The following is a 24,532-nucleotide window of genomic DNA, read 5'->3' on the forward strand; positions in this document are numbered from 1 at the left end:
ATAGATACATTGAATCTCTTCAAGTATTCGGCATATCATGATTTTTCTTAACAAAAAGTGGTGTTCGTAAGGTATTTAGAGGCCACCACAAGAGCCTAGCCTCAAGAAAATATGGAGACTTCGCTCAAGCAGATATTTGACGACAGAATAAGAAACCATCAGCGACCAACTTACTAGCATCACGATCAGCGCTATGAGTGCCAGGCCCATTATTCATGCCCAGAAAACAAACGACTGAATCACTGAGATACTTTATCTGACGCACTTCACTACGTCTGACAGAATTCACCGGCAGACTGATCTCTTCGACTAACTCGCCGTTGATTTTAGCCACGAACAACCTGCCTCCCGATATGCTCAAACCAGCGGGGTTTTGCCGCCAATTACGCGACCCTCCGAAATACAAACCATGCTCAGGTACGAAACCCATAGCTTGGATCACAGAAGAGCCTTCCATAAAGTTGATATATTCAGCCTTTTCTCCTAGCTCTATATAGTGACTGCGGGACCTTCCTTGCTCACCATTAGCATAGAAACGAGCCATCCCCCCAAGGTAGATCCGATCAGATGTCACCTCAAGGGATAGAAAGAGAGAATCGCTCGAAAATGCTACAGCCTGAGCCTTAACAAGTTCACCTGAGGAGTCTACTTGGTAAACATTAACAGTTCGCTCACCTTCTGCTGGCTCACGACCGTAGATCTCTAGTTGCTGCTCAAAATAATCGGCACGCTCTTCTCGCTCCCAAAAGCTTGATAAACTTGCCACAACAATGGTGCCGTCTTCCCGAAAACTCCCAAATATTAGATATGGATTACTTAGCTGCTTGAGAACATCAAACGAACCGCTTGTCATACCCTTTCGTATCGCTCTAAGAGAGGCTGAAACGGGGGTCACTGATAGAGACAAGAGATTTTTCTCTTGAATTTCAAAGCGTTCGGTGTAAGGCACTCCAGTTGAAGTTCTAGCAACGAGAGCCACCTGATTGCGCCAGCTAATGACACGCGACACATCGGAAGTATCCCAACTGGGTTGGTAGGTAAGTGCAAAAGGCTCTGAATCTTCTGGACTAAGCTCTGGGAAGTTTTGCTCACTCTTTGTCACATGAGATATCGTCACTTTGCCTTCGGTAATATCGACTTTAAAGATAAAGTGTTTAAAGTTTCTAGCAGTAGCCTGGGTAGCTGATAGCCAAAAGCCGTTTCCTCTTTGCGAATCTCTAGCAATATCTGTTAGATAGTAGTGACTAACTTTCAAATTGTCGTCTATTACACTTCGATCTAGCCTGGTGTTGGTGCCATCACTGTGAAGTAGAAGTACTTCCCTAGGCTGATCAAATAGGTAGGAGCCACCTTCACTAAGCTCGTGCTTTTCAGCCAAGACAGCTAGAAAGTTCTGCTGGGTAGGAACCATTTTCAAAGGAGCATAACCTTCGATCTGCCAATCCTTGTTCTTCCATGAGAGTCCATTCGGTTTAAAAAATTCATTTTCAGGGGTGGGCACATCACCAGGGTTCTGGTTGCGCTGCTGTATCGAGGTTGGGGGCTCCTCCGGGGAGTTTTTTGAGTTTGCCTTACACCCGAAAGCTGAAATAAATATAAGAGAAAAGGTCGCTACAATATTCACTCGCATGGCTATGCCCTCATTAAAGACGATAAGCTCAAAATAGTAGGCAGTATGAAACTCGATGTAACAACTGCAGACAAGATAACTCATCTAGACCATGATTGACTAACAATATTGCAGTATTGTCGAGGCTCGAAAGAGATGTATCGATGAGAGCTCCTGCTTGATACCCTAAGATTCGTCTTCAAGCTTTGCTCAGCCCCCATTAAATAGACCTATACATCAGTCACTCACTTGCTCTTCTTGCGGGATGCCAACCTTGGCAGAAGATTATCAGAAACTAAGACAGAGTCTCTTCGGCTGAAATATTTCTTCAATAAGTTTAATATGTTAAATAGCCAAGATAGAAATCATCCGCAATATCACGGCAGTCCTCAAATCTTTGCTATGACCATTAGAATAGGCCTCGTCAGCGTCAATAAGGCACATGCTGTGACAAAAGCTATACTCGCTATGTCCTATGTGGTACTGAGTAGAGGATATTTTGAATGAGACTTCACAAATAGTCTGGCCTGAACAAACTATCGAGCTTTAGAAGCACGAAGCTTGGCATTTGCAATAGCACTGATGTTTGGGCTTCTTTTGGAGTAGCGACTATGAAACTAACCAGCTTATTGGTAGGCATCGGCCTTTTTCTCTCCTCCTGTGGATCTACTGATTCGGCACCAGAGCTTTCCTACGAAACGAACAAGCAAGCCGATATCCAGCAGATCAAACGAGACTACCAAAACTTTGATCTTGTAGCTTCAGATCAAGACACCGTTTTTCGGTCCATCGATCTCTATAATGCAATTGAAAATTTGCAAGAAATTAAGTCAAACCCAATTATAGCCGTCATAGACGCCAGGTTTGACATCAATCAAAGAGGCATTCGGGAGCGCATCTGGCAAGCCCCTCCCGGGATCGATACACGATGTAGTGGTAGCACCAATGGCTGCAATACTTCGATGTACGAATTGAACGACTCCCAATATGGCAATGACAATTTTGAGTTAGGTTCAGGCTTTTGCTCCTTTAGCGATTCAGCTTGTTATCATGGAACCGCTGTAGCGGGTTTGGCAGTAGGTTACGAAACAGGGTTAGAAGTGCTTGGAGTCTGTCCCGTATGCGAACTACTCCCTTTACGGGTGGCAGACGATAATGGCGATATAAAAGATGAGGCAATTATCGGAGCTCTTCGATATATTTCAAACCTAAAGCAGCAAGGGGTTCCTGTTCGTGTCATCAACTCTTCATTTGGCAAATTTATTGACTCCGAAAAAGTCGCCTTGTCTATAAAAGAGTTGCCCGGAATTCGAGACACCTTGATTGTAGCCGCAGCAGGCAACGAAAATACTTCCCGACGATCCTATCCAGCTGGTTTTGAAAACGTCATTTCAGTAGCAAGTGTCGATCTATTCACGAATCGAAAAAGTGTGTTTTCGAACTATGGTTCATGGGTCGACATCGCTGCACCCTCTGGTGTCTCCAATCAATGGCTGGATGGTATCAGCGATAGCTTTCGCCTTGATGGTACGAGCTTTTCAGCCCCTCTCGTGTCAGGAGTGGCTGGGCTTGTCTTATCCCAAGAACCGGAACTAAAAGCAAAAGATCTCAGAGCAAGACTTCTAGCCACTGCAGATGCTCAGGCTCTATATGGCCAAGGTAAGAATCCAGCCTACTTAGTAAGCACCGATGGTCAGCAAGTTCCAATGCTAGGCACAGGGGTTGTCAATGCCAATAATGCTGTCACAGGAACTATCACCGCCACTCCTCAAGCAGAGAAACAAATCAAGGCCATGTGCGGAGCAATCGGGATTCATTCTTCGTCCTACCTTGGACTACTTCTATTAGTTCTTGGGCCCTTTGTGATAACCCTTAGAAAAGGTGACTCCGATGCAGCGTAGTTTGATAAAATTATTACTCCTCTTTAGCAGCACAGCGTTCGCAGAAACCAGCCTAGAAAGCTACGAACTGCTATCAATTCCCGATAGTCGCGTTGGTTGGTTTTCCAATATGGGCAGTCACTACAAGAATACGTCTAGCCAGTCTCCGACCGAGGATAGAAGCTTCAAAGGATCTGCTGACGAAACGATAACCCCTTTTGTGAAGCTAGGCCTAGACTATTCATATCTAGGGCTAAAATATACCCGCCTAGAATTTCAGTATGGCTATCAGTTTGCTATGAGCGACAACGGCTCGCAATGGGCCGAAGGATTAAATCTAGATGCTTTGAACCAGAGGGTATTGAACAGATCTCATCACCTAGGAGCTACTGGGACCTACCAATTACATGACTTTGAGCTGGGCCTGGAAAGCTATTTAGTACTGGCGAGATCTGGCCTGAACACGCTCTCAACCAGCGATGGTCAAAGCAAACTTGAGTCTAGAAGCACTGAGAGGTTTTCTGTCTATCCACAACTGAGCTACCGCTGGCTCGACCATCGTTTCTCAATTAAATCAGTACTGATGCAAGATTATAACGAAGTGCTAGAGTACCTTTCGTTTAAGACTTTCGGAAACGATAACTTATCTCTCGCACTTGCCCATGAGTTCACCTTTCGCTACGGCCTCACAGTGCAGTCGGAGTTGCTAAGTGTCGACTACACATTCAATGACCCCTTGCTCAACAGAACACGGCAAGCCATTCAAATATCTCTTAGCCAGCCATTCATGAAGGATCTTCTCGCTCACCTTCAGCTCGCTTTGTTTCGTGACGAATTTTCCGCAGGTAGATTTGAAAGCCAGGTGAACACAGGACTTGGCACCAATGGCATATCCCCAAGCCTCATAAAATCCGATCGCAACGATCAGGGTCAGCTACTTGCCGTTGGCTTAAACTGGAACCTGAAAGGACTGGAGTTATATAGCAAACTACAATACATCAATGTAGACGCTGATAGTCAGGCCAACGACATTCAAAGCAATGAGGTTATGTTTGGGATCAACTTTGGGAAGCGGCTCCATAAAGACCAATCGCTGATGCAGGACCTCGTCCGCCTAAACACTAGCTACTAGCTACTAGACCAGGACTTAGCTCTTAAGGATTTGCTTCACATCAGAGCTCTCCGGACACAAAAAAAGGGTCTCTTCGTGACCCTTTTAAAACTTCTGCTATAAAATACAGCTACTGATTTTTTTAACCATCACATGAGTTGTGTGATGGTCGGACCGACTGGATTCGAACCAGCGACCCCACCCCCCCCAGAGGTGTGCGCTACCAGACTGCGCTACGGTCCGACTTGGACTGATATTCTTATATGCCTAGGTTTCATAAGTAAATATTTTTTTTCGATTTTGGCCAACTTTTATAAGATGTGCCAGGAATGCTTCGACAAGTTTTTGACAGACTGCCATATGAGTACATTCAAGGTTAAACTCAAAATAGGCTATGGTGCAACCATGTATGGATAGCGGAACGCATGATAAAGCCCTGTCTCATCCGAGTTATTGCCATAATATTAGTGACATTCTCTACGAGCGTATGGGGAAAGGTGAAATTTTATAGTTTTCCCGTACCTACAGAAGTCAGTCATCAGGTAAAATTTTGGCATAGTATATTTGCACAGTATCACGGCCACCATTCTGTGATTCATGATCGAGACTTACCGAACATCGTCATCGACGTCATCGATTTTCAGGTTTTCGCCCAGCGTTTCAACCAAGGCTATCCCTACGAACGAAGTGATCAAAAAAGAATCCGACGCAAGTACATCGAGCGCTACGAATTAGCTATCCAACGATTCAAGGAAGAGGGGCGGAAAGCTGTAAGACATGGGCTGATGGAAGAACGAATTTTGAAAGTCTATAGTCAGCATGATGAAGGACTCGCACACCTCTTCACACGGCCTGTAAACCTTAGGGTTCAGACGGGTCTTGCTGATGAATTTCAAAGAGCCGCTGAAAGATCAAAAAAATATTTGCCTTACATGGAAGACATCTTTCGAGAGCACAATATTCCAGTTGATCTCACGCGGCTAGCGTTTGTGGAATCGATGTTTAACGAACGAGCCGTATCGAAAGTAGGTGCTTCGGGGATTTGGCAATTTATGCCAGCCACAGCCAGACGATTTATAAAGGTGAATCGCTACATTGACGAGCGAAATTCACCCCTTAAAGCCTCTCTCGCTGCTGCAAAGTACATGGGTACAAACTTTCGTCGCCTAAAAACATGGCCATTAACCATCACTGCCTACAATCATGGAGCAGGTGGCGTTCGACGAGCTATGCGTCGCCTCAGAACCAACGACCTAGGTAAGATCATCCGTCACTACCGCCATCGAACATTTGGGTTCGCCAGTAAAAACTTCTATGCTGAATTCCTAGCTGCAAATATTGTATATAAGCAAAAGTACCGCCAAGACTTTGACAATCGGAACCCCTTAGAAATTGAACGACTGAAGATCAAGCAAAGAGTCACACTCAATGAGCTGATTCAAAAGACACCACTCGACGAAGAAACGATCAAAAAATTCAATTTTTGCCTCAAGAACCAGGCTTTCCACCGCTACCGAAATCGCCCTTTGCCAAGAAATTTTGAGCTTATCATACCTAAAACTATGGCCCGTGCTGTAGAGCGTGATATTCAAGAAATCGCTCGCATGTCGCCTCGTGAAAAAAGGAGATATCGGCTATGAAGTTCGTTCTTTTAAGCCTCCTTCTCATTGCTTATCAAATGTCGTTTGCCAGTTCAAAGAAAGTCGAAGACGTAGATAGCATTCTCGATCGATTAGAACGAAAACTTATGGAATCTAAACAAGAATCGTTTCTGCTGAACGACAATTGGAACAAACCCCTTCGTCCACCAGCGAAGACAAACTACTCCTATAAAAAAACTACGATCAAACCAGTCCTACCATCGGGAGAGAAGCTTCAAGAAGTGAGCATGGCAATCGATAAGATCGATCGCGAGGTGAAGCGCTTAGGCGCTGATATGGAGCGTCTAAAGCAGATTTTAGGACAGCAAATTGAACATGAATCGCTGATCGAAATCGCCACTGAACTTCAGGCACCAAAAGAGAGTATCCTTCGTGCACTTACAATTCATCTCGACGACTACCAGATCTATCAACTCAACCCAGACGTTGGCCTATGGGCTCCAAGAACAACCGTACCTATCTATTTCGGACCTCTAAAACCCGGAAAGCATAAAGTTCGCATTGAGGGGCGGGTTGCTCGTGTTATCAGTGAGAATATGCCTATCGATGATAATATGTTCAACACTATCGAACAAGAGTTCACCATTGACGTTCCCAGTGGAGTCTTCAAAAAGGGTTTCAAAATAGCCATTGAGAAACCTGGAGATAAACGTTTTAAAACTAAGGCAAAGATTATTGAATACAATCTCTAAAATCCTAGTAGTGTGCCTTTCCCTGCTCAATAGTCCAGTGAGTTTTTCTGAATCTCCGGAAAAGGAGCTAAAGCTTGTTCTAGGAGAATTTGAGGAGTTGAGCTCCCATATCACGACTCTGGAACCCATCTCACACCATCAGGGCCTAAGCCCCTACCTTACATCAGCCCAACTTGCACTTGAAAAAGCAAAACAAAGCTACACGCAAAAAGAATACATCGCTGTCATCCGCAATCTTAATTTTTACCTCAACACCATGCAACAACCTCCTGATCATGACTACCTCACGGCACAATATCTGCTAGGATCGTCTTACCAGACCCTTGGCCAGGTGAGAAAAGCAATGCGAGCCTATCAAAGATTCCTAGCTGCATTTGTTACCGCAGAGGAAAAACGCAATCCAGCATTGATTCCCGTTTTGCAAAATCTACTTTTAATGACAGGGCGATTATCAACACAAGAACAGCAAAGAATTCGAAACCTCATTTCATCCATTTCATCTCTTGAGCTTCCTACACTGGAAATGTCTCGCATCTACTTCTATTTAGCCTTAACGGCGAAACAGGAGAGAGATAGCTTTTTCGCTGAAAGGCTATTTAAAAAAAGCCTCAAAACAAGCCAAGACTCGCGGTTAAGCGCCGAAAATCTCTATTTTTCTGCCATGATTCCATTCCAAGCTGGCGACTACGAAACGTCTCAAGCACGCTTTCAAAAAATAATTGCCATGAGTGCTCCAGAAGCCTTTCAATATCGCAACTACTCATACCTCAACTTAGGTCGTATTGAGGCGATCCGGGATCATTTTCAAACAGCTCTAAGCTACTACAACCGGGTTGATCCAAAGTCTCTAGCGAAAGGGGATGCCATTTACGAATCGGTTTTCGTACATTTTAAAGCTGGTCAGTATGAAGAAAGCCTAGTGTCCGCCATATCATACGTTCAAAACTATAAGAATCGCGCCCAAATAGAACGGATCAAACACCTGATGGGCTATCTGGAAATCAAGATCGGTCAAACTAATGAGGCCGATCAATCTCTCGCTAAGCGCTATCAGGCGATCCAAAAGTTTGAACGTTGGCTACGAACAGATGTTTCTGAAAAGCCGGCAATAGGCCGAGCGGATATTATTGAGATTCAAGACAGAGGCCAAATAGTTTCTCCTCCACCACCAGTATTTACCAAAGCAGAAAATCTTTTCTCTCGGATCAACTTGCTTCAGAGTCAGCTCAGCGACATACGATCAGAGATTCGTTCGAGTATTTTTGCACTTGGTCAAATGACACCTAGGGATTTCAATCCTAGTTGGTATCAGCAATCTCATCAAACGATAGTTTTAGCAGAACGAGTATTTTCACTGAGCGATCGACTCCTAGCACTAGAGAAAGACGCGTACTCTCAACACATCAGTCCCAAACTAAAGATTCAGCTGGATCGCTCCTTAGACCGACGACGAACACTCAAAAAGAGTTATCAAGACTTTCTCTATCATAGAGGCCGTTGGCAATCCTGGGTTACTTTAGCTGACTTCTCAAGCCAACTACGGAACATCCATAATCAACTTTTCCAGAGACTCGCCAAAATACGCGCCTTTGAGCACCTCAACCGAGACCAACAGCATCATGATATTACAGAAGAGATGCTATCCCGCGGGGAACGACTCACTCAGTCCATCCAGCGAGCCCTGGAAATCGTGCGCAGTCGATCGATCCGAGATATCGCCAATCAATCCCATCATATGGGTGTTTACAAATTTATTTTAGATTACTCCCAAATAACTTATGAAGAATCTTTGCTCATGCAGGTGATTCGCGACCAGTATCATACCCCAGCCGAGCAGCATCTTTCTCAGGATGCATTATATGCCTGGCAAAAGTGGGAGTTTCTGGTCAAACAGCTATTCAATCAGAACCGAAGCCTCGATCAAAAAATTCGAATTTTCCTAACTCTAAAACTCAGCAAGCTAGACGAATCCATAGAAGTCTATGAGACAAATCAACGAGCGTTGAACAATTTGCGTCAAACCCTAGAAGAGGCCTTGGGAAAAGATATTGGTAATCTCTTAGCACACTATCGAACCGCTATAGAAGAAAAGCGCTCTGAAATCATGAAGTGGAAGGCTGATAATCAATGGGCTTCCTACACCAATATCACTGCAAAGCGACGAAGATCGGAAACAGAGCAATCCAAGATAGAAGCAAAAATGGAAGAGGATCTAAAAGATCTAGAGTATGAGGTAAAGCAATGAAATTAGTCTTCATCATACTTATTATGAGTGTGGCACCTATCACTAGTGCTAGTGAAGCGATTCCTAACCCCGAAAGCGTTCGTGCATACAAGCACTTTTGGAATAGCTTTGACCAATACGAGGCAAGTCGCGTTTATGACTCTAAAGAAACGATTAGTCAGGCCTGGGATCAACTAAAGCAAGAGTACCATGTTACAAAGCGCTCCATGTCAGAGCAGCAACTCACAGCCTTAAAGCGGGCTGCTGAAAAATACCGGAACCATATTGAAGAGCACAGCCGTGCAGATAATATTCCTTACGTTCTGCTAAATCTCGCTCAAATACTAAATAAGATTGCCAATCACTATCAAGAATTTGATGTCACGGCAGGAACTCAATATCGTTCCGAAGCTCTTGAGGTACTATCTGACATTAGCAAACGCTTTCCACGTTTTGAAAAACGCGAGGAAGTTCTATATTTAAAAGCCGTCACTCTAGCCTCTATTGATCAAAAAGAGTCTGCGTATACAGTATGGAAACAACTCGCTAAGATTGCGAGAAAAACTCTATTCGGCGCACATGCCCACGTGGCAATAGGGGACCATCTATTTAATCAGGAAAAGGCGATTCAGGCACTTAAGAGTTACGATAAGGCACTCAGGATCATGAAAATCTTGAGTGCAAGTAATATAGACTATGAACTACTTAGGATTCAATATCGCATTGCCTGGGCAGCTTATCGATCCGCTGAGCTAGGCCGGTGCATCTCAACAGCCATTGAAATACTCCAGCCAGGTCGCCCTATGGGAAAGTTATCAATCAAGGATAACATCGAGCAAGACGCCATGGAACTCATTGGGGATGCTCTCTACGAGAAGAATGACATGATGTATACTCAAGCTACCCTTGGTAGAAAGGTTCTTCGCAACTATTCTAGTGGAATTGCCTTAAGAATACTCAAGCGATACCTATCCGGTCAGATTCATACAGATATTATCGATCTTGGTGAATTCATCATTGATCGATTCCCAAGAGCGATGCATTTACCAGATATCCTAACGATCCTCGCAGAATCCTACGGTGCTATTGAAAACGAAGAACGGCGGTTAGAGGCACTAGAAAAGCTGTCCTTACTTTTACCTAGGAATAGCCTGTGGCGATCACAATATCGCCACCGCTTTGAAGTGATCAAAAACATGGAAATCAAGGCCCTTGCAGCCAGCCAACTTCTTGCGGCTCACTATTATCGGCTTGGCATGATCAACGCGTCAGTCTCTAGTTTTCAAACTGCAGCATCTTACTATCATATCCTTGTAGAATTTAATCAAAACCATAGTAAGGCTCATGAGTGGCTACTACGCCAAGCAAATGCCTACTATTTTTCATCTCACCTAGGTGAGGCAAAAAAAATATATGAGTCACTTATCAAAGATAGAAAGGTTGACCAAAAAAACCTTCAGTTAGCCTCATACCAACTCGTCCTGAGCTATGAGAAGATTTGGCGACAAGAGTTTGGTCGAAGCTTGGAAAAAAATCAGAAACCCTACCAGGACCCAATCGTACTACAGCACTTGAGAGACTTTGAGACTGCTGCAGAAGCATTTTCCAATCGATTTCCAACGTCGCGCTTCAATATTGAAGGTCTGCTAAGGGTAGCATCAGCCAATCGAGACATGCAAAGACTTAAGAAAGCCAGCGAATACTGGCGCAGGGTTCTGATCTCGCAACCAAGTGCTGATCAACGAGCCCTTGCCATCCGTGGTATCGTCTATCAGAAAGTCCAATCTGGCGATCATGACGATATCATAGAGACGGTGACTCGCTATCTCAAACTAGAAAAATGGTCACAGATCGGTAGAAATCTAGGACGCGAGCTACAGGGCATCCTATCACAAGCGGTAAGAGATGCTAGCGATGATTTAAATTCCAAAGGGCAAGTTTTTGAAGCTGGTCAATTGCTGATCAAGATAGCGGAAGACTTTCCTGGGTTGCCACAGCGAGATGTATTATTTCGAGATGGGGTTTACATGCTCGCTATCGCTGGTGATTGGGCTACGGCTCTAAAGCTCTGTGATATGGCGTTAAACCAGAAGTCTTTCCGATATAAGGGTGATATAGCCTATCTGAAGGGCAGGTCCTTGGAATATCAGATGCGCTTTAAGCTAGCCGCCACCGCGTACCTGAAAATGGGTCGTCGCTTCCCAAAGCACTCTCGGGCTGGTATCGCACTGGAGCGAGCGAGCACACTTGCTCAAGCCGAAGGAGACATTAAGGTCGCCGCTGATGCCAGCGTTCAGCTAGCTAAACTGCAACGAGGAAAGGCTAAGAAGCATAAGTACTACACCCAAGCAGCCCAATACTATACAGACATAGCCGACCATCAAAACGCTCTTCGATATGGCAATGTAGCGCTCAGCACCGCCTCCTCACGGGAGCAGAAACTAGGAATAAGACTTTTAGTTGCCAAACAGAAGTATGCCTTAGGCTCCGAATCTCTCGCCTTAAAAGAGTATAAAGTCATCAGCAAGGATGTTCAAAGGCAAAAAGACAAGATCGACTTTGAAGCCTATAGCCGAGTACTAGGAGAAGCAAGCTTTCTACTGGGAGAAGAACAGCGAGAAATTTTCGTCGACTTCAAGATCAGGGAGCGTCAAGGGCATTGGACTCACAATGTGAAAGAAAAAGTAGAACGTTTCGAAAGGCTTTATGCAGCCTACAGCACTTCTATAAAATCAGGCCATCCTACATGGGCTAGTCAATCCCGTTACTATTTGGGACAATCAGCTGAAAACTTCAGCCGCGAGATAAATGAAGCTTTGATGGCAGATGACAAGCTCAAGTCAGGAACCCGGAAGCGCATCAAAAATCATGCTATTCGTTTTCAACAGCTAGCTAAACAGTTCTATAGCGAAAACATCATGGAAAGAAATCGAAAGCCAAAAGACTATCGCCATAATCCTTGGGTTAAAAAGTCAATGATCAAGCTAGCAGGCTTCCACGACAATAAACTACTCCGAATCAATGACGAAAAACTGCCATATTCAATGGGAACCCTTATGCCACAACAATGGAGTATGTAGTATGTTCAGAATACTCTGCCTCGCCCTTGCCCTAAGCTCCTGTATTAGTGATCACCAAGAAGACACCCTAGATATACCACTGTCTCCTAGCAGGGAAGATTTACCAAAGAGCACAGCATCTCAGCTGGTTGCTGTTAGTAAAGAAGACCTTAATCCTGAAAAAGTCATGGCTTGGCAGCACTTTTTTAAACCGGATCCTGATCAACGTAAACGACAGCAGATCACTAAGAAAATTTCCAACAGTGAAAAGAAGCCAGACCTCAAGCTAGATGAGGTGCTTGAGCTTGCGCGAAACCAAAAATCAATCGGCCAGCTTGTTAAGGCCGAAACTCGCTATCGTGAGGTCTTAAGGCGTCACCCGGAGCATCTAGATGCTCTGATAGAACTAGCTCAAATATATTTGCTCCGCAGCCAAGTTGAGAAATCTTTCGACTATATTGTTGCCGCCAAGAGAATTCTAGCAGATCAAGAAAAGCCAAAAAAGATTGATCTATTTAAATACAAATACACTTTATCATTAGGCCTCCTCCAAAGTCATAGAAAGGATGAAGGCCATAGAATTCTTAGTGAACTGATCAGCGATGACCCTAAGTTTACTCATGCCTACATAGCTCTCGCAGGGTCCTACTTGGAAGATCATAAGCTTGATATGACTGAATTTATCGCCAAACGTGGCTTGGATCACCTTGAAGACCAGCCTGAACTGCTCAATATTTTAGGGATCGTGGCATCCCAAAGGGGACAATATCGAAAGGCTCAAAGCTATTACAACCAAGCTCTCGAAAAATCCCCCCACCTCGTTTCAGCGCTGGTTAATCGGGCAAATTTATCCATTAATAAGGGACAGTATAAGAGCGCAGAGATTGACCTTCGGAACGCCATCAAGCACAACCCATATCACACCAATGCTTATATCTCCCAGGGCATCTTATTCAAGAAAATGGGTCGCTACACATCTGCAAAGGTTTCACTGCAAACAGCTCTCGATCAAAATCCTGAAAACGCCTTTGCTCGCTACAACCTGGCTGTGCTGATGGTCGACAAATTCGATGATAAAAATACTGCTTTAAGATTGTTTTATGAGGTTCTCCAGTCCAATGAACAGACAGCAGAAATCAAAGAACTCGCGAAAGTACAGATCCAAGGACTCAGGGATAGCCGACTCTCGATGGAAAGTAAGAACATGTAATTATTGATTTTTTAATTTTGAAAGGCGTGTTTTCTAAACACGGTCTAGAATTTGACGAAAAGTCACTATCAGAGAAGTATTGTTCCTTAGGAGTACTTATGACAATCCAGGACCGCACGTACAATCGGACCTCGCATATTCTGGTCGTTGACGACGATGATACTCTTCTCAAGTTTTTTAAAATTCATCTCAACAAATTTTTCTCTCGGGTCATCGTTGTAAAAAATGCCAAGGAAGCCATAGAAACTTTGAAAGACAAAGAAATCGATCTCGTGATCAGCGATATCAAAATGCCTAGGATGGACGGGATTCAACTCATGAAAAAGGTTAAAAACCATGACCCGTCCATCCCTGTCTTTCTAGTCAGTGGAGCACTTCTCAATGAGACTCAGCAAACTGCGATCGATACCAAAGCGGATGGCTATCTAAAGAAACCATTCGGGATTGATGAGCTACATGATTTCATCGATCGTGGAATTCAAGTGCGCGACGCCTATAAGGAACTTCTAGACATCATTCAAGATAAGAAAAAGTTTTTAGAACTAATCCAAGGCAAGCGACAGCTTCGATTTATAAAAGACGAAGAGCAGCGATCGCGAGCACAAGAAATTATGGATCACCTTAAAGCCAGCTAGCATAGATCTTGGATAAGCATTACGACTCGCTTACCTAGATAAGTGCATTTAGAAATTTACTTGGCTCATTAATTCTGAATCAGTCCCAGACCTCCCGAGGCTTTCCATCGCCCGAAGCAGGTGAATCCCGTGCCATGACATCAACCGACCATCAATCTTAAAGGGCTCCCCCTTAAGCTCACACTCCTCAAAACACTGTTTCATCTGGCGCTTGCGAAAAGGAAAGGGTTCAGAGGAAAAGAACACGATGTCAGCCTTTAGGTCCCGCAATGCAGCTGCATCCAATGCGGGATAACGTTCACTACTCTCGACAGCATTCTCATAGCCATAAATCTCAAGCAGCTTCGATATATAGGTATCACGACCGACCACCATATAGGGATTTTGCCAAATCAAATATACAAAGCTACCACGTTTGCCATTCGACTGAACCTGGCTCAAGCGAGCTTCAATTTCTTCAGCAGTCTCTACTATCAACTTACTGCAAGGCAAAATTTCTGCCCAAGATCGAAGCATCGGCACGACATCATAGGGCGACCGAGGGAAGTCTTCCACTAGCTGGTATTCAGCGGCTAGGACACGAATGTCCTGGCGTCGATTTTCTTCAGTATTCACAAAAACGAGGTCAGGCTCTAGGCTTCGGATCAGATTCAGATCAGGATCCTTGGTGCCCCCTACAAGCTGGCATTGCCGATGTAAGTTTGGAGGCTCCACACAAAAGCTTGTACATCCAACAATTTGATCCTGGTAGCCAAAAGCACAGAGATTTGCCGAGGTGCTGGGCACGAGACTAACGATCCTCATGGTGTGCGAACCAAGCGAAAGGAGAGGGCAGCAAAGTGACTTAATAACGCCAACAGTGCCAAGGAAAGACCAACCCCGACCAAGATGCCTGTGGGATCTAGCGTATCGGTAGGGCCTGCATAAGCTCGCGCCATCATTCCAGGCCCCATAGCCATGGTACCGCAGAAAAAGCAGAAGGTTTGAACCCACTGCCAACTGAAAGGCAGCCTTGTGTAAGGCAAGGTGAGACCCATTAGAATATGTATGCTTGCAAACAAGTTGGTGTGACCGTGAGAACTTTGCATCAAAACAGACTGCCAGGAATCCAGTAAGGTATTGTCCCTCAAGTAACCTTCGGTCAAATCAAAGGCTATAAAACTTCCCGATGCCGCCGCAAAGAACAGCACACCAAAGCCAATCACCATATTTACCAGACCCACTCTAGACATAGGAATCTATTCCTTAATCAGTGAAAAAATTTCGAAGCCTTTCTCGTAAGCTTCCTTCTTCCAAGCAACTATATCACGCATGAGCTCTGCGGGGTTTTTCCAAGACAGGCTAGCAAATTCCTTATCTGACTTTTCAATGGATGGCTCCGCGTCTTGCAAAAACTCCAGTAAAAACCACTTCTGTCGCTGCCCCCGGAATTTCTTAGCTATGGGTGCTTCAAGATCTTCGGGAAAGTCGTAGTGTATCCAGTCTTGCCCTTCTCGAACCACCCTTACCCTGTCAGTTCCGATTTCTTCTCGCAGTTCTCTCAAGAGGGCTTCTTTAGGGCTTTCACCTGGATCAATCCCCCCTTGAGGCAGCTGCCAGACACCAGCGCGATCGTCACGTTCTCCAGCGAAAACTAGGCCATTCTCACCAACGATGACAGCAACCACACAGTCCCGATAGTTTCGCATCCCACTCTCCCTACATTACAGCCACGACAAATCTAGACCAAGGCATAATTGACCTACCAAATGCTGGTATCATACTACATGAAGGACATAGCGACCACCTTGAAACGGGAGCTTAAGATGAACTCTATGATCATAATGTTTTTGTTTCTAATCATGAGTCAAAACTCATTTGGAAGCATTAGCATAGGCTTATCAGGGGCTACTTCAACATCAAACTACAGCCTCGAAACTCAAAAAAGCTCTATCATCAGTGGCAATATATCCTTGGCTATAGCTTCATTCTTACGGATCGGCCTCACTCACCGACGCTCGTTTGTAGAAAAATCCGGTTTACGCAAAGAAGCGACTGATACTTCAACGCTATATTATGAGTTTGAAGACAATACAGATATCGTAACCAACTCCATCGACCTAACTGCCATCTTATACCATGGCCGAGTCTCACCTTTTGTTTTTGGTGGAGTGGCCCGGAGAGACTACTTTACAGAGGTTCGCTACCCAGGCAGTACCACGAAGTTTCGGGAAACCCTCAAGGCCGTTCCTAACTACGGACTGGGCATAGCCATTCATCTAAATCGTCATTTTAGATTAAAGATTACGCAGACATATACCCCTGGAGTCCGGGTCGACCTAGTCGATGGGCAGGAGGTGAAGGAAGATGTCAATGATACCTACACTCAAATTGGGGTGAACTACGCCCTGTAGAGTTCAAAAAGCCCTCAAACTTCTCCCAGAACAACCGATAAGCTCATAGAACCGCTGAGGATTTTATGAGCCCCATCACAGCAACGATCATTGCTATAGCCGGCATCCTTTTAGCTTATGGCTTTTGGAGTGTGATCAACACTCATAATGCCACCAATGCTCGCCGCCGCCGGCAGCGAAAGTCTGATCGCATTATCCTCACAAGGCAGCAGAAAAAAGTCTACCAAGAAGCTATTCGCTACTATAAGCAAGGCAACCTTAAAACCTCGGCACGGATGCTCGAATCGCTCAACATGACCCGAGAAGCGATCAACATTTTAGAAAAGGGTCGCCATATCCATGAAGCGGCTGCGCTTTTGATGAGAATTCATCGCCCCAATCGAGCAGGAATTATCTATGCAAGACACAAGATGTGGAAGGAGGCGGCCGAATGTTTTAAAAAGGCGAATATGCCTGCGGAAGTAGCACAATGCTGCAAGAAAACTGGGGATATTGCGACAGCTGTGGTCTACTACTTGGAAGCAAAGGACTACGAAAATGCCGCAGAATGCTTTGAGGAGCTTGGCAAGCATCGAGAGGCTGCCCGACTCTTCACCAAGTTGGGGCAACACCAGAAAGCCATTCAACAATACAAACACTTGATCGACAAAAACCCTCAAATTGAGTCCATCGACTTTAGTGATTCAGAGATCAACGTCATTATTAACTATATCGCCAGCGAGAGTATGGATACTCGGCTTGCTGATGTTTTAGTTATAAAAAATCGTATTGTCGAAGTGATCTGCCGACTGATCAAGAAGAATCGACTTGAAAAGGCCATAACGATTTACATGAAAAGCACTGCTGATATAGGGCCCGCACTAATTGAATTCGATGGCTTCGATAAGGATGACCACTTAAAGCTTAGCGAAGTGTTTTTTAAATCGGGTGCCTACGAATATGCAGGAATGGTTTACGAGCGGATGGAGCTTTTCGAGCAAGCTGGAGATTCGTTCAAGCTTCAAGAAGACTTTGAGCGCGCCGCTTACAATTACGATAGAGCTAAACTATCTGAAAAAGTAACAGCCATGAGGATTGAAATTGCATCCAGAGGCCCCGCGGCACCAAAACCTACACCTGAAAAGGAAAAAAGTGACAATGAAGCCGATGAACGATTTCGTATCGAGAAGACAACTTCGGACTTTCGGCAGATTGAAGATACAGCCGAGCTAGATATCGAGGGTAAACAAGCTAAACTAGCTATTCCTTTACCCAATGCAGCGATCAGAGGCTTGATTATGGATTCTCCTGCTATTAAACATGAGCATCAGAGTCCACCTCCCGTTTCCATGTCGTTGGATGACGACGACGAGGAGGGAACAGAGCCCTTGGGGCTGCCTCAGATTCCATCACCACCTAATAGCCACAAGACCATTGATGGCGAGCCAGTAGATGGAATCGATTGGACTGGATTTCATGAAGCCAAGTTTATGCTTGATTTAAGCACTGAACAGCAAAACAAATTTAAGTCCTATGGCAGTATCAAGAGATATGAAGATGAAGAAACAATTCTCGATTATAAAGACGCACCGGCAGGAATCTTTTTCATCCTAGAAGGTCAGGTTTCCGTTTATAAGCTCATTGATGGTGTTGATCTACATGTTGATACAATGAAGCCTGGTGAGACCATCGGCAAGCTCTGGCTTTTCATCGATCGCCCCAGCAACGTTAGATTTATTGCTCAGGACTCATGTTCCCTGTTCAGTATAAAGCGCAGCGACTTTATGGAAGTATTGGATAAGGATGGAACGATCGCGCGTAAACTCTACAAACACTTCACCACAACCTTGATCGAGAAGCTGATAAGTACCAGTAATATGGACGATAATTTGGAGGCATCCTAGCCCCTCCCTGGCATAGAAACTGCATTTAAAAACAGTATGATGTTGCTGAGCTGATCTTGTTGCCAATGGAGATTGCTATGAACCAGATGATCTGCTTTCGTCATCCCGAATATGCTGGAGACGAAACACCTGAACTAAAATGTCAATGCTGTTGTAAGATTTACGTGGACCGCATCCGCGAAGAAAATCATAGGAAAAAAGTTGATATCGATCAGTGGCTTACTGAGAAGTCTCGGTCCAATCCGAAGCTTCGAGTGGCTCGGATTCAAACGACCCAATACTGCCCGTTTTCTTGTTAATTAAGAAGGGCCAGCAACCTGGCCCTTAGGAAAATCTATAAAAGCAAAGCTGTTACATCATTTCGACAATCACGCCACTAGCTTCACCTCCTCCGATACAAAGAGTCGCCAAGCCTCGCTTACCACCAGTTTGCTTTAGAGCATTGAGAAGAGTCACCAGAATGCGCGCGCCGCTGCAACCAATAGGATGACCTATTGAAACTGCTCCTCCATGAATATTCACTTTACGTGCATCAATTCCAATATCTTTCATCGCGGCCATAGTCACAACAGCGAAAGCTTCGTTTATTTCCCAAAGATCGATATCGTCCTTGCTAAGCTCTGTCTTTTTGAGAAGTCGTTTGATACAACCGATCGGAGCCGTTGTAAAATGAGCCGGATCATGGGCAAAAGAAGCTTGACCAACAACCCTCGCAATCGGTGTGAGTCCTTTTTCCTGAGCTGTTTTAAGGTCTGTCATGACAAGAAGCGCCGCACCGTCGTTGATGGAGGATGCGTTGCCCGCCGTCACAGAACCCTCTTTATCGAAAGCAGGCCGCAATGCTGGAAGCTTATCTAAATCCACAGAGAACGGCTCCTCATCTACCTCGACCGTAACCGTTTGTTTCCGCTGTTTTACTTCAACGGGTACGATTTCCTCTGCGAAAACACCTGACTCTACCGCTTTACGGGCTCTGGTATAGGACTCCAAAGCAAATCCATCTTGATCCTCACGGCTGAACTTATACTCTTTCGCGCATATTTCACCGCAATTACCCATTGCTACATCGTTATAGGGATCCCATAACCCATCCCACTGCATGGAGTCTTTAGCTTCAACCGAACCAAAACGGTATCCAGCCCGGGCGTTCATGAGCAAGTGAGGAGCCAATGTCATGTTTTCCTGGCCACCAGCAAAAACAATCCTAGCATCTCCGAGACGGATTGCTTGGTCAGCAAGCATCACAGCCTTCAGACCACTTCCACAAACACGGCCTACGGTTGTAGCACAAACGGAGTGAGGCAGGCCTCCGTACAATGCTGTCTGCCGCGCTGGAGCTTGCCCAACACCAGACGTCAGCACGTTGCCCATGATGATCTCATCGACCTCTTCGCCTTTGATATTGCTATTTTGCAGGGCATCTTTAACCAAGGCAGCACCCAGTCTGGGAGCGGGAACTGATGCAAATGCGCCACTCATTTTACCAACCGCGGTTCTCTTAGCGTAAACAATCACGGTGGGATTGTCTTGATTCATGTTGAACTCCTTCACTGTTTGTCGATATGCCACAAATACTTATCAAATTCATTCAGAATTCTGCGACTAAATCATAGCCAATTCGATCCCGTTAGGCTATGTTGATCCGAAATTTTAGGCACCCCCTGTCTGGAGGCTAATTCCTACATGCGTAAATGCTCACTAGTTTTAACAGACGGCAGCCGCTTTACAGGAGATCTCATAGGAGCACCTCTTCGTGCAAGTGGCGAGTTGGTTTTTACCACAGGAATGGTCGGCTATAGTGAAGCCATCACTGACCCTTCCTACTTCGGTCAAATCCTTTGTTTTACTTACCCCCTCATTGGAAACTATGGAATCCCTAATCCACCAAAGGATTTAAGCTTACCGATACCACGTGGATTCGAAAGTATCAAACCCCAGGCTGCAGCTGTTATACTTACCATCGATAGCCCTGAAGCCTTCCATTGGAATAGTTTCCACACCTTGGACGATTGGCTCAAAGAGCATGGGGTACCAGGGATTATAGGACTCGACACAAGACACCTGGTACACCTGATTCGATCCACCCCTAATATCCTTGGTCGAGTCGAACCCGATGATGAACAAGGCTATCGCGATTACGGCCCCGACCTCACCCCCTCCCACCCCACAGCTTTTTTTGATCCCGGCATGAACAATATTGTTTCCGAAGTTTCCACCAAAGAACGTGTCGTACTTGGTGAGGGAAGCACGCGAGTTGCCGTGATTGATTGTGGTGTAAAGTGGAATATCATTCGGCAATTTTTGGAACATGATTGCCAGGTCGAACTGATTCCTTGGGACACAGACTTAAACACGGTCGACTGTGATATGTGGCTAATATCCAATGGTCCCGGCGATCCTACCCGCACAGGTGATTTAAGGCAGCGGGTCGCAGAACTGTTTGAGCAAGACAAACCTATCCTCGGCATATGTTTAGGACACCAGATATTATCCCTAGCTGCTGGCGCTACCACTAGACGCATGGCTTACGGTCATCGCAGCCACAACCAACCTGTCTATCAGGTAGGAACTCGTAAAGGCTTTATCACTAGCCAAAACCATGGCTACGTTGTGGAAGACAACTCCTTACCGGATGACTGGGAAGTTTGGTTCCGTAATGTCAACGATGACACCATCGAGGGCATTCGTCACAAATCCAAACCTTTTAAGAGCATCCAGTTTCACCCCGAAGCCTCTGGGGGACCACGAGATACCGCCTGGATTTTTGAGAACATTCTTGCCGAGGTCAAAAAATAATGCCGATGATTAAAGAGTTAGCGTCACTAGGACGAGCACCAAAAGTTCTACTTCTGGGTTCTGGCGGGCTTTCTATTGGCCAAGCTGGTGAGTTTGACTATTCAGGAACACAAGCCATCAAGGCGATGAAGGAAGAGGGTATCCATGTTGTGGTCATCAACCCCAATATCGCCACAGTCCAGACCAACCCTGAAGAGGGGACTAAAGTTTACCTTTATCCTGTTGAGTTAGAATGGGTTGAAAAAGTCATCGCCATAGAGCGCCCCGATGCCATCATCGCTGGCTTCGGTGGTCAAACAGCTCTAAACTGCCTGATGGAGCTTGACGATGCTGGAATCCTAGAAAAATACCAGGTAAGGAATCTAGGAACACCAGCAGCAATCCTTCGCATGACAGAGGATCGCGACGAATTTGCTCAGAAGATGAAGTCCATCAATATGCCTGTTCCTGCTAGCTTCGCTTGCAATACAGTAGACGAGGCGTTAGAGGCGGCCGATAAAGTCGGCTATCCCGTCATTCTCCGGGCTGCTTATGCACTTGGTGGTCTAGGAAGCGGTTTTGCCAATGATAAAGAAGAGCTGCAAGCCTTAGCTCAACCAGCCCTAGCATCATCGCCCCAAGTTTTAATCGAAAAATCTTTGAAGGGTTGGAAAGAAGTTGAATATGAGGTGATGCGGGATTCTGAAGGGAATACGATAACCATATGTAATATGGAAAACTTCGATCCCCTTGGGATTCACACCGGCGATTCAATTGTGGTTTGCCCAAGCCAGTCTCTTTCTGATGATGAGTATCAAATTCTCAGAAATGCAGCTTTGAAAATCGTCGATTCTCTTGGCATCATTGGTGAGTGCAATGTTCAGTACGCGCTCGACCCACACTCCTTAGAATTTTACATCATTGAAGTGAACGCACGATTATCACGATCCAGTGCCTTAGCAAGTAAAGCATCGGGATATCCTATTGCCTATATCGCTGCAAAAGTAGTCCTAGGTTATGATCTTCTAGAGCTAAAGAACCCAGTTACTGGCATTACCTATTCGTTCTTTGAACCTGCACTCGATTACGTCACTATAAAAATGCCTCGTTGGGATCTCCTCAAGTTCCAAGGCGTAAGTCACGACCTAGGTTCAACAATGAAATCGGTTGGCGAAGTGATGTCCATAGGCAGAACCTTTCCCGAAGCCTTACAAAAGGCAACAAGGATGGTTACCGAAATTGCTCAAGGCCTTTCCATGCTGCGCCCCGCATTGAACGACGATGAGTTATCGGAGGCCTTATCACGACCCACTGATACTAGACTCTACGCTGTAATCGAAGCTCTGCGTCGCGGTTGGAGCATCGACCAGGTCCATGACCTCACAGGTATTAACCAATGGTTTCTGTACCAAACAAAGCGAATCACCGATGCCGAAGCTAAGATTGGCGAGATCGGTGCAAAGATCGATACATCTTTCGAAGCGAAGCCTTTTGTTCAACAAGCATTTTTAAACACTTCAGAAGACACTTGGCGGCAGTGGAAACTGCTCGGTTTCGGTGATGAGCAGATCGCAGCAATAGCCTTTCAAGCAGCTGGGAAAGAAGTTTCCGGTCGCGAGATACAGCAAGCATCTCTTGCCATCCGAAAACTTAGGATCGAGCTAGGCATTCGCCCTGTGGTTAAAAAAATTGATACCACAGCTGGTGAGTACCCATCGCCATCGAACTACCTCTACCTATCTTACGGCGGCGTTTTTGATGATCCATTGCCGGATGATAACAAGGTGTTCTCTGCAGTGGTTCTAGGTGGTGGTTCCTATCGCATCGGAACTTCCGTGGAATTTGACTGGTGCGCTGTAAGTTGCAGCCGAAAGCTTCAAGAATCTGGCTGGCGGAGTATCATTGTAAACTGTAACCCAGAAACCGTATCTACAGATTACAACAGTAGCGACCGGCTATACTTCGAGGAATTGAGTCTCGAACGCATCTTAGACATCTGCGATTTTGAGCGACCTGTAGGGGTTGTGGCTAGTATGGGTGGTCAGCTACCCAATCGTCTTGCCAACCCTCTCTCTGACGCTGGGATAAAACTTCTTGGCCATCGCCCTGACACCATTGATACAGCAGAAGATCGTAGCCGATTCTCGGCTCTACTTGACGAACTCAACATCGGTCAGCCTCGTTGGATTGCCGCTCGCACCCAAGAGGAAGTCAACGCCTTCGTCGACAAGGTCGGCTTCCCCATTTTGGTAAGACCGAGCTACGTTCTATCTGGTGCTGCCATGAATGTGGCCTATGATGCTGACTCTCTTAACTCTTGTCTTGCCGAAGCGGTCGACCTTTCCCCGGATCATCCGGTTGTGATTTCGGAGTTTGTAGAAGGGGCTCGGGAGATCGAGCTCGATGGAGTTGCTAAAGAAGGTGAGATCTTAACCGCCATCGTCAGTGAGCATGTTGAGAACGCCGGCGTTCACTCTGGTGATGCCACCATGGTGGTGCCAGCGCAGAAACTCTATGTAGAAACGGTAAGACGAGTGCGTAGGGCCGGCCGTAAGATCGCAAAGGGTCTGCGACTCAACGGACCATTCAATATGCAGTTCCTCGCCAAAGAAGGTGAGATTAAAGTGATTGAGTGCAACGCTCGGGCAGCTCGCTCGTTCCCGTTTGTCTCTAAAGCCGTTGGCCTTAACCTTGCTGATGTTGCTACCGACGTCATGATCGGTGGTAAGCCCAACCTGAGCCGCTTCAACGAAGACGATCTCGACTACGTCGGTGTGAAAGCTGCCATGTTTAGCTTCAAGCGACTCGGCGGCGCCGACCCCATCCTAGGAGTCGAAATGGCCTCCACCGGTGAGGTTGGCTGTATTGGTGAAGATTTTGATTCTGCTCTCTTGCTTGCCCTGGAAGCTTCTGGGGTCCACCGCCCTAAAAAAGGCGTCCTAGTAAGCTCAGGCTCAGAAAAGGAAAAGCTCCGCTTCCTGCCTGCGGCACAAACCCTCCAGAAGCTGGGGATGCCCCTCTATGCAACCAAAGGCACGGCTCAGTACCTTAGGGAGCACAACATAGAAGTAACCGCCCTAGACTGGCCCGGGGAGGGTGATCAGGATGTCATCAAGGCTATCAAAGAAGGCTTGGTAGACTTTGTCATCAATATTCCCAAGAGTTCCCAGCGGAAAGAACTAACCCGAGGATCTCAAATACGTCAGGCTGCTGTGCGATTCGGCTGCTCTCTCCTGACCAACATGGAAAAAGTGACTGCTTTTGTCCAGGCACTAGACCGATGCGAGGACTTTGTAGCAAAGCACGAACTGCTTGTTCTGCCAGATTACCGCGCCTAGATACGCACAAAAAGCCTAGGTTTCATACCTAGGCTTTTTTCTTGAAAAGGCCAAGAGATTCG

The 24,532-nt window shown here is 45.7% G+C and carries 18 protein-coding genes and 1 tRNA gene; 13 read left to right on the top strand and 6 right to left on the bottom strand.

What is annotated here, in order from left to right; genetic code table 11:
- Positions 1 to 124: 124 nt before the first annotated feature.
- Positions 125 to 1,714, bottom strand: a complete 1,590-nt coding sequence (locus tag B9N89_RS26310; protein WP_234996168.1) for a hypothetical protein — start codon at positions 1,712 to 1,714, stop codon at positions 125 to 127.
- Positions 1,715 to 2,220: 506 nt separating this feature from the next.
- Between B9N89_RS26310 and B9N89_RS26315 the strand changes: the two genes are divergently transcribed.
- On the top strand, positions 2,221 to 3,510 hold the full coding sequence (locus B9N89_RS26315) for a S8 family peptidase (protein ID WP_132324412.1): 1,290 nt from the start codon (positions 2,221 to 2,223) through the stop codon (positions 3,508 to 3,510).
- A gap of 1 nt (position 3,511) precedes the next feature.
- Complete coding sequence (locus B9N89_RS26320; protein ID WP_234996169.1) at positions 3,512 to 4,621, top strand: hypothetical protein; 1,110 nt, start codon at positions 3,512 to 3,514, stop codon at positions 4,619 to 4,621.
- 145 nt (positions 4,622 to 4,766) lie between these two features.
- Here the strand turns inward: B9N89_RS26320 and B9N89_RS26325 are convergent.
- Positions 4,767 to 4,843, bottom strand: a tRNA-Pro gene (locus B9N89_RS26325).
- A 254-nt stretch (positions 4,844 to 5,097) separates the two neighbouring features.
- Between B9N89_RS26325 and B9N89_RS26330 the strand changes: the two genes are divergently transcribed.
- The 6 genes from B9N89_RS26330 to B9N89_RS26355 all read left to right on the top strand — a co-directional run bounded on the left by B9N89_RS26330 (position 5,098) and on the right by B9N89_RS26355 (position 14,081).
- Positions 5,098 to 6,240, top strand: a complete 1,143-nt coding sequence (locus B9N89_RS26330) for a lytic transglycosylase domain-containing protein (RefSeq protein WP_159455652.1) — start codon at positions 5,098 to 5,100, stop codon at positions 6,238 to 6,240.
- Positions 6,237 to 6,953, top strand: coding sequence for a hypothetical protein (locus B9N89_RS26335; RefSeq protein ID WP_132324418.1), 717 nt, complete (start codon positions 6,237 to 6,239; stop codon positions 6,951 to 6,953). The genes B9N89_RS26330 and B9N89_RS26335 overlap by 4 nt, the downstream gene beginning before the upstream one ends.
- A gap of 37 nt (positions 6,954 to 6,990) precedes the next feature.
- Positions 6,991 to 9,198, top strand: a complete 2,208-nt coding sequence (locus B9N89_RS26340; protein WP_132324420.1) for a tetratricopeptide repeat protein — start codon at positions 6,991 to 6,993, stop codon at positions 9,196 to 9,198.
- Positions 9,195 to 12,257 carry a tetratricopeptide repeat protein gene (locus B9N89_RS26345; protein ID WP_132324422.1) on the top strand — a complete coding sequence of 1,021 codons (3,063 nt, stop codon included), beginning with the start codon at positions 9,195 to 9,197 and terminating at the stop codon, positions 12,255 to 12,257. Before B9N89_RS26340 ends, B9N89_RS26345 begins: the two co-directional genes overlap by 4 nt.
- A gap of 1 nt (position 12,258) precedes the next feature.
- On the top strand, positions 12,259 to 13,446 hold the full coding sequence (locus B9N89_RS26350; protein ID WP_159455653.1) for a tetratricopeptide repeat protein: 1,188 nt from the start codon (positions 12,259 to 12,261) through the stop codon (positions 13,444 to 13,446).
- Positions 13,447 to 13,544: 98 nt separating this feature from the next.
- Positions 13,545 to 14,081, top strand: a complete 537-nt coding sequence (locus B9N89_RS26355) for a response regulator (protein ID WP_132324425.1) — start codon at positions 13,545 to 13,547, stop codon at positions 14,079 to 14,081.
- A gap of 48 nt (positions 14,082 to 14,129) precedes the next feature.
- Here the strand turns inward: B9N89_RS26355 and B9N89_RS26360 are convergent, their stop codons facing one another.
- The 3 genes from B9N89_RS26360 to B9N89_RS26370 are packed head-to-tail and all read right to left on the bottom strand — an operon-like array spanning position 14,130 to position 15,769.
- Positions 14,130 to 14,885 (bottom strand): helical backbone metal receptor, encoded by a 756-nt coding sequence (locus tag B9N89_RS26360; RefSeq protein WP_132324427.1) that lies wholly within the window; start codon positions 14,883 to 14,885, stop codon positions 14,130 to 14,132.
- Entirely contained in the window at positions 14,882 to 15,313 is a 432-nt protein-coding gene (locus B9N89_RS26365) for a hypothetical protein (protein ID WP_132324429.1), read from the bottom strand. The genes B9N89_RS26360 and B9N89_RS26365 overlap by 4 nt, the downstream gene beginning before the upstream one ends.
- A 6-nt stretch (positions 15,314 to 15,319) precedes the next feature.
- The gene (locus B9N89_RS26370; RefSeq protein WP_132324431.1) at positions 15,320 to 15,769 is read right to left on the bottom strand and encodes an RNA pyrophosphohydrolase; all 450 of its coding nucleotides are present in this window, start codon (positions 15,767 to 15,769) and stop codon (positions 15,320 to 15,322) included.
- A 78-nt stretch (positions 15,770 to 15,847) separates the two neighbouring features.
- Here B9N89_RS26370 and B9N89_RS26375 point away from each other — a divergent pair, with 78 nt between their 5' ends.
- The 3 genes from B9N89_RS26375 (at position 15,848) to B9N89_RS26385 (ending at position 18,656) form a co-directional block, all read left to right on the top strand.
- A complete protein-coding gene (locus tag B9N89_RS26375) occupies positions 15,848 to 16,474 on the top strand; it encodes a hypothetical protein (protein WP_132324433.1) in 627 nt (208 codons plus the stop codon).
- A gap of 65 nt (positions 16,475 to 16,539) precedes the next feature.
- On the top strand, positions 16,540 to 18,357 hold the full coding sequence (locus tag B9N89_RS26380; protein WP_132324435.1) for a cyclic nucleotide-binding domain-containing protein: 1,818 nt from the start codon (positions 16,540 to 16,542) through the stop codon (positions 18,355 to 18,357).
- A 77-nt stretch (positions 18,358 to 18,434) separates the two neighbouring features.
- Complete coding sequence (locus B9N89_RS26385) at positions 18,435 to 18,656, top strand: hypothetical protein (RefSeq protein ID WP_132324437.1); 222 nt, start codon at positions 18,435 to 18,437, stop codon at positions 18,654 to 18,656.
- 52 nt (positions 18,657 to 18,708) lie between these two features.
- Here B9N89_RS26385 and B9N89_RS26390 read toward each other — a convergent pair whose 3' ends face one another.
- Positions 18,709 to 19,893, bottom strand: coding sequence for a thiolase family protein (locus B9N89_RS26390; RefSeq protein ID WP_132324439.1), 1,185 nt, complete (start codon positions 19,891 to 19,893; stop codon positions 18,709 to 18,711).
- A gap of 147 nt (positions 19,894 to 20,040) precedes the next feature.
- On the opposite strand from B9N89_RS26390, the gene carA reads away from it, so the two are divergent.
- Positions 20,041 to 21,153 (top strand): glutamine-hydrolyzing carbamoyl-phosphate synthase small subunit, encoded by a 1,113-nt coding sequence (gene carA, locus B9N89_RS26395; RefSeq protein WP_132324441.1) that lies wholly within the window; start codon positions 20,041 to 20,043, stop codon positions 21,151 to 21,153.
- Positions 21,153 to 24,470 carry a carbamoyl-phosphate synthase (glutamine-hydrolyzing) large subunit gene (gene carB / locus B9N89_RS26400; RefSeq protein ID WP_234996170.1) on the top strand — a complete coding sequence of 1,106 codons (3,318 nt, stop codon included), beginning with the start codon at positions 21,153 to 21,155 and terminating at the stop codon, positions 24,468 to 24,470. The genes carA and carB overlap by 1 nt, the downstream gene beginning before the upstream one ends.
- Positions 24,471 to 24,532: the final 62 nt, after the last annotated feature.

The sequence above is a fragment of the Pseudobacteriovorax antillogorgiicola genome (assembly GCF_900177345.1).
Lineage (GTDB): Bacteria > Bdellovibrionota_B > Oligoflexia > Oligoflexales > Oligoflexaceae > Pseudobacteriovorax > Pseudobacteriovorax antillogorgiicola.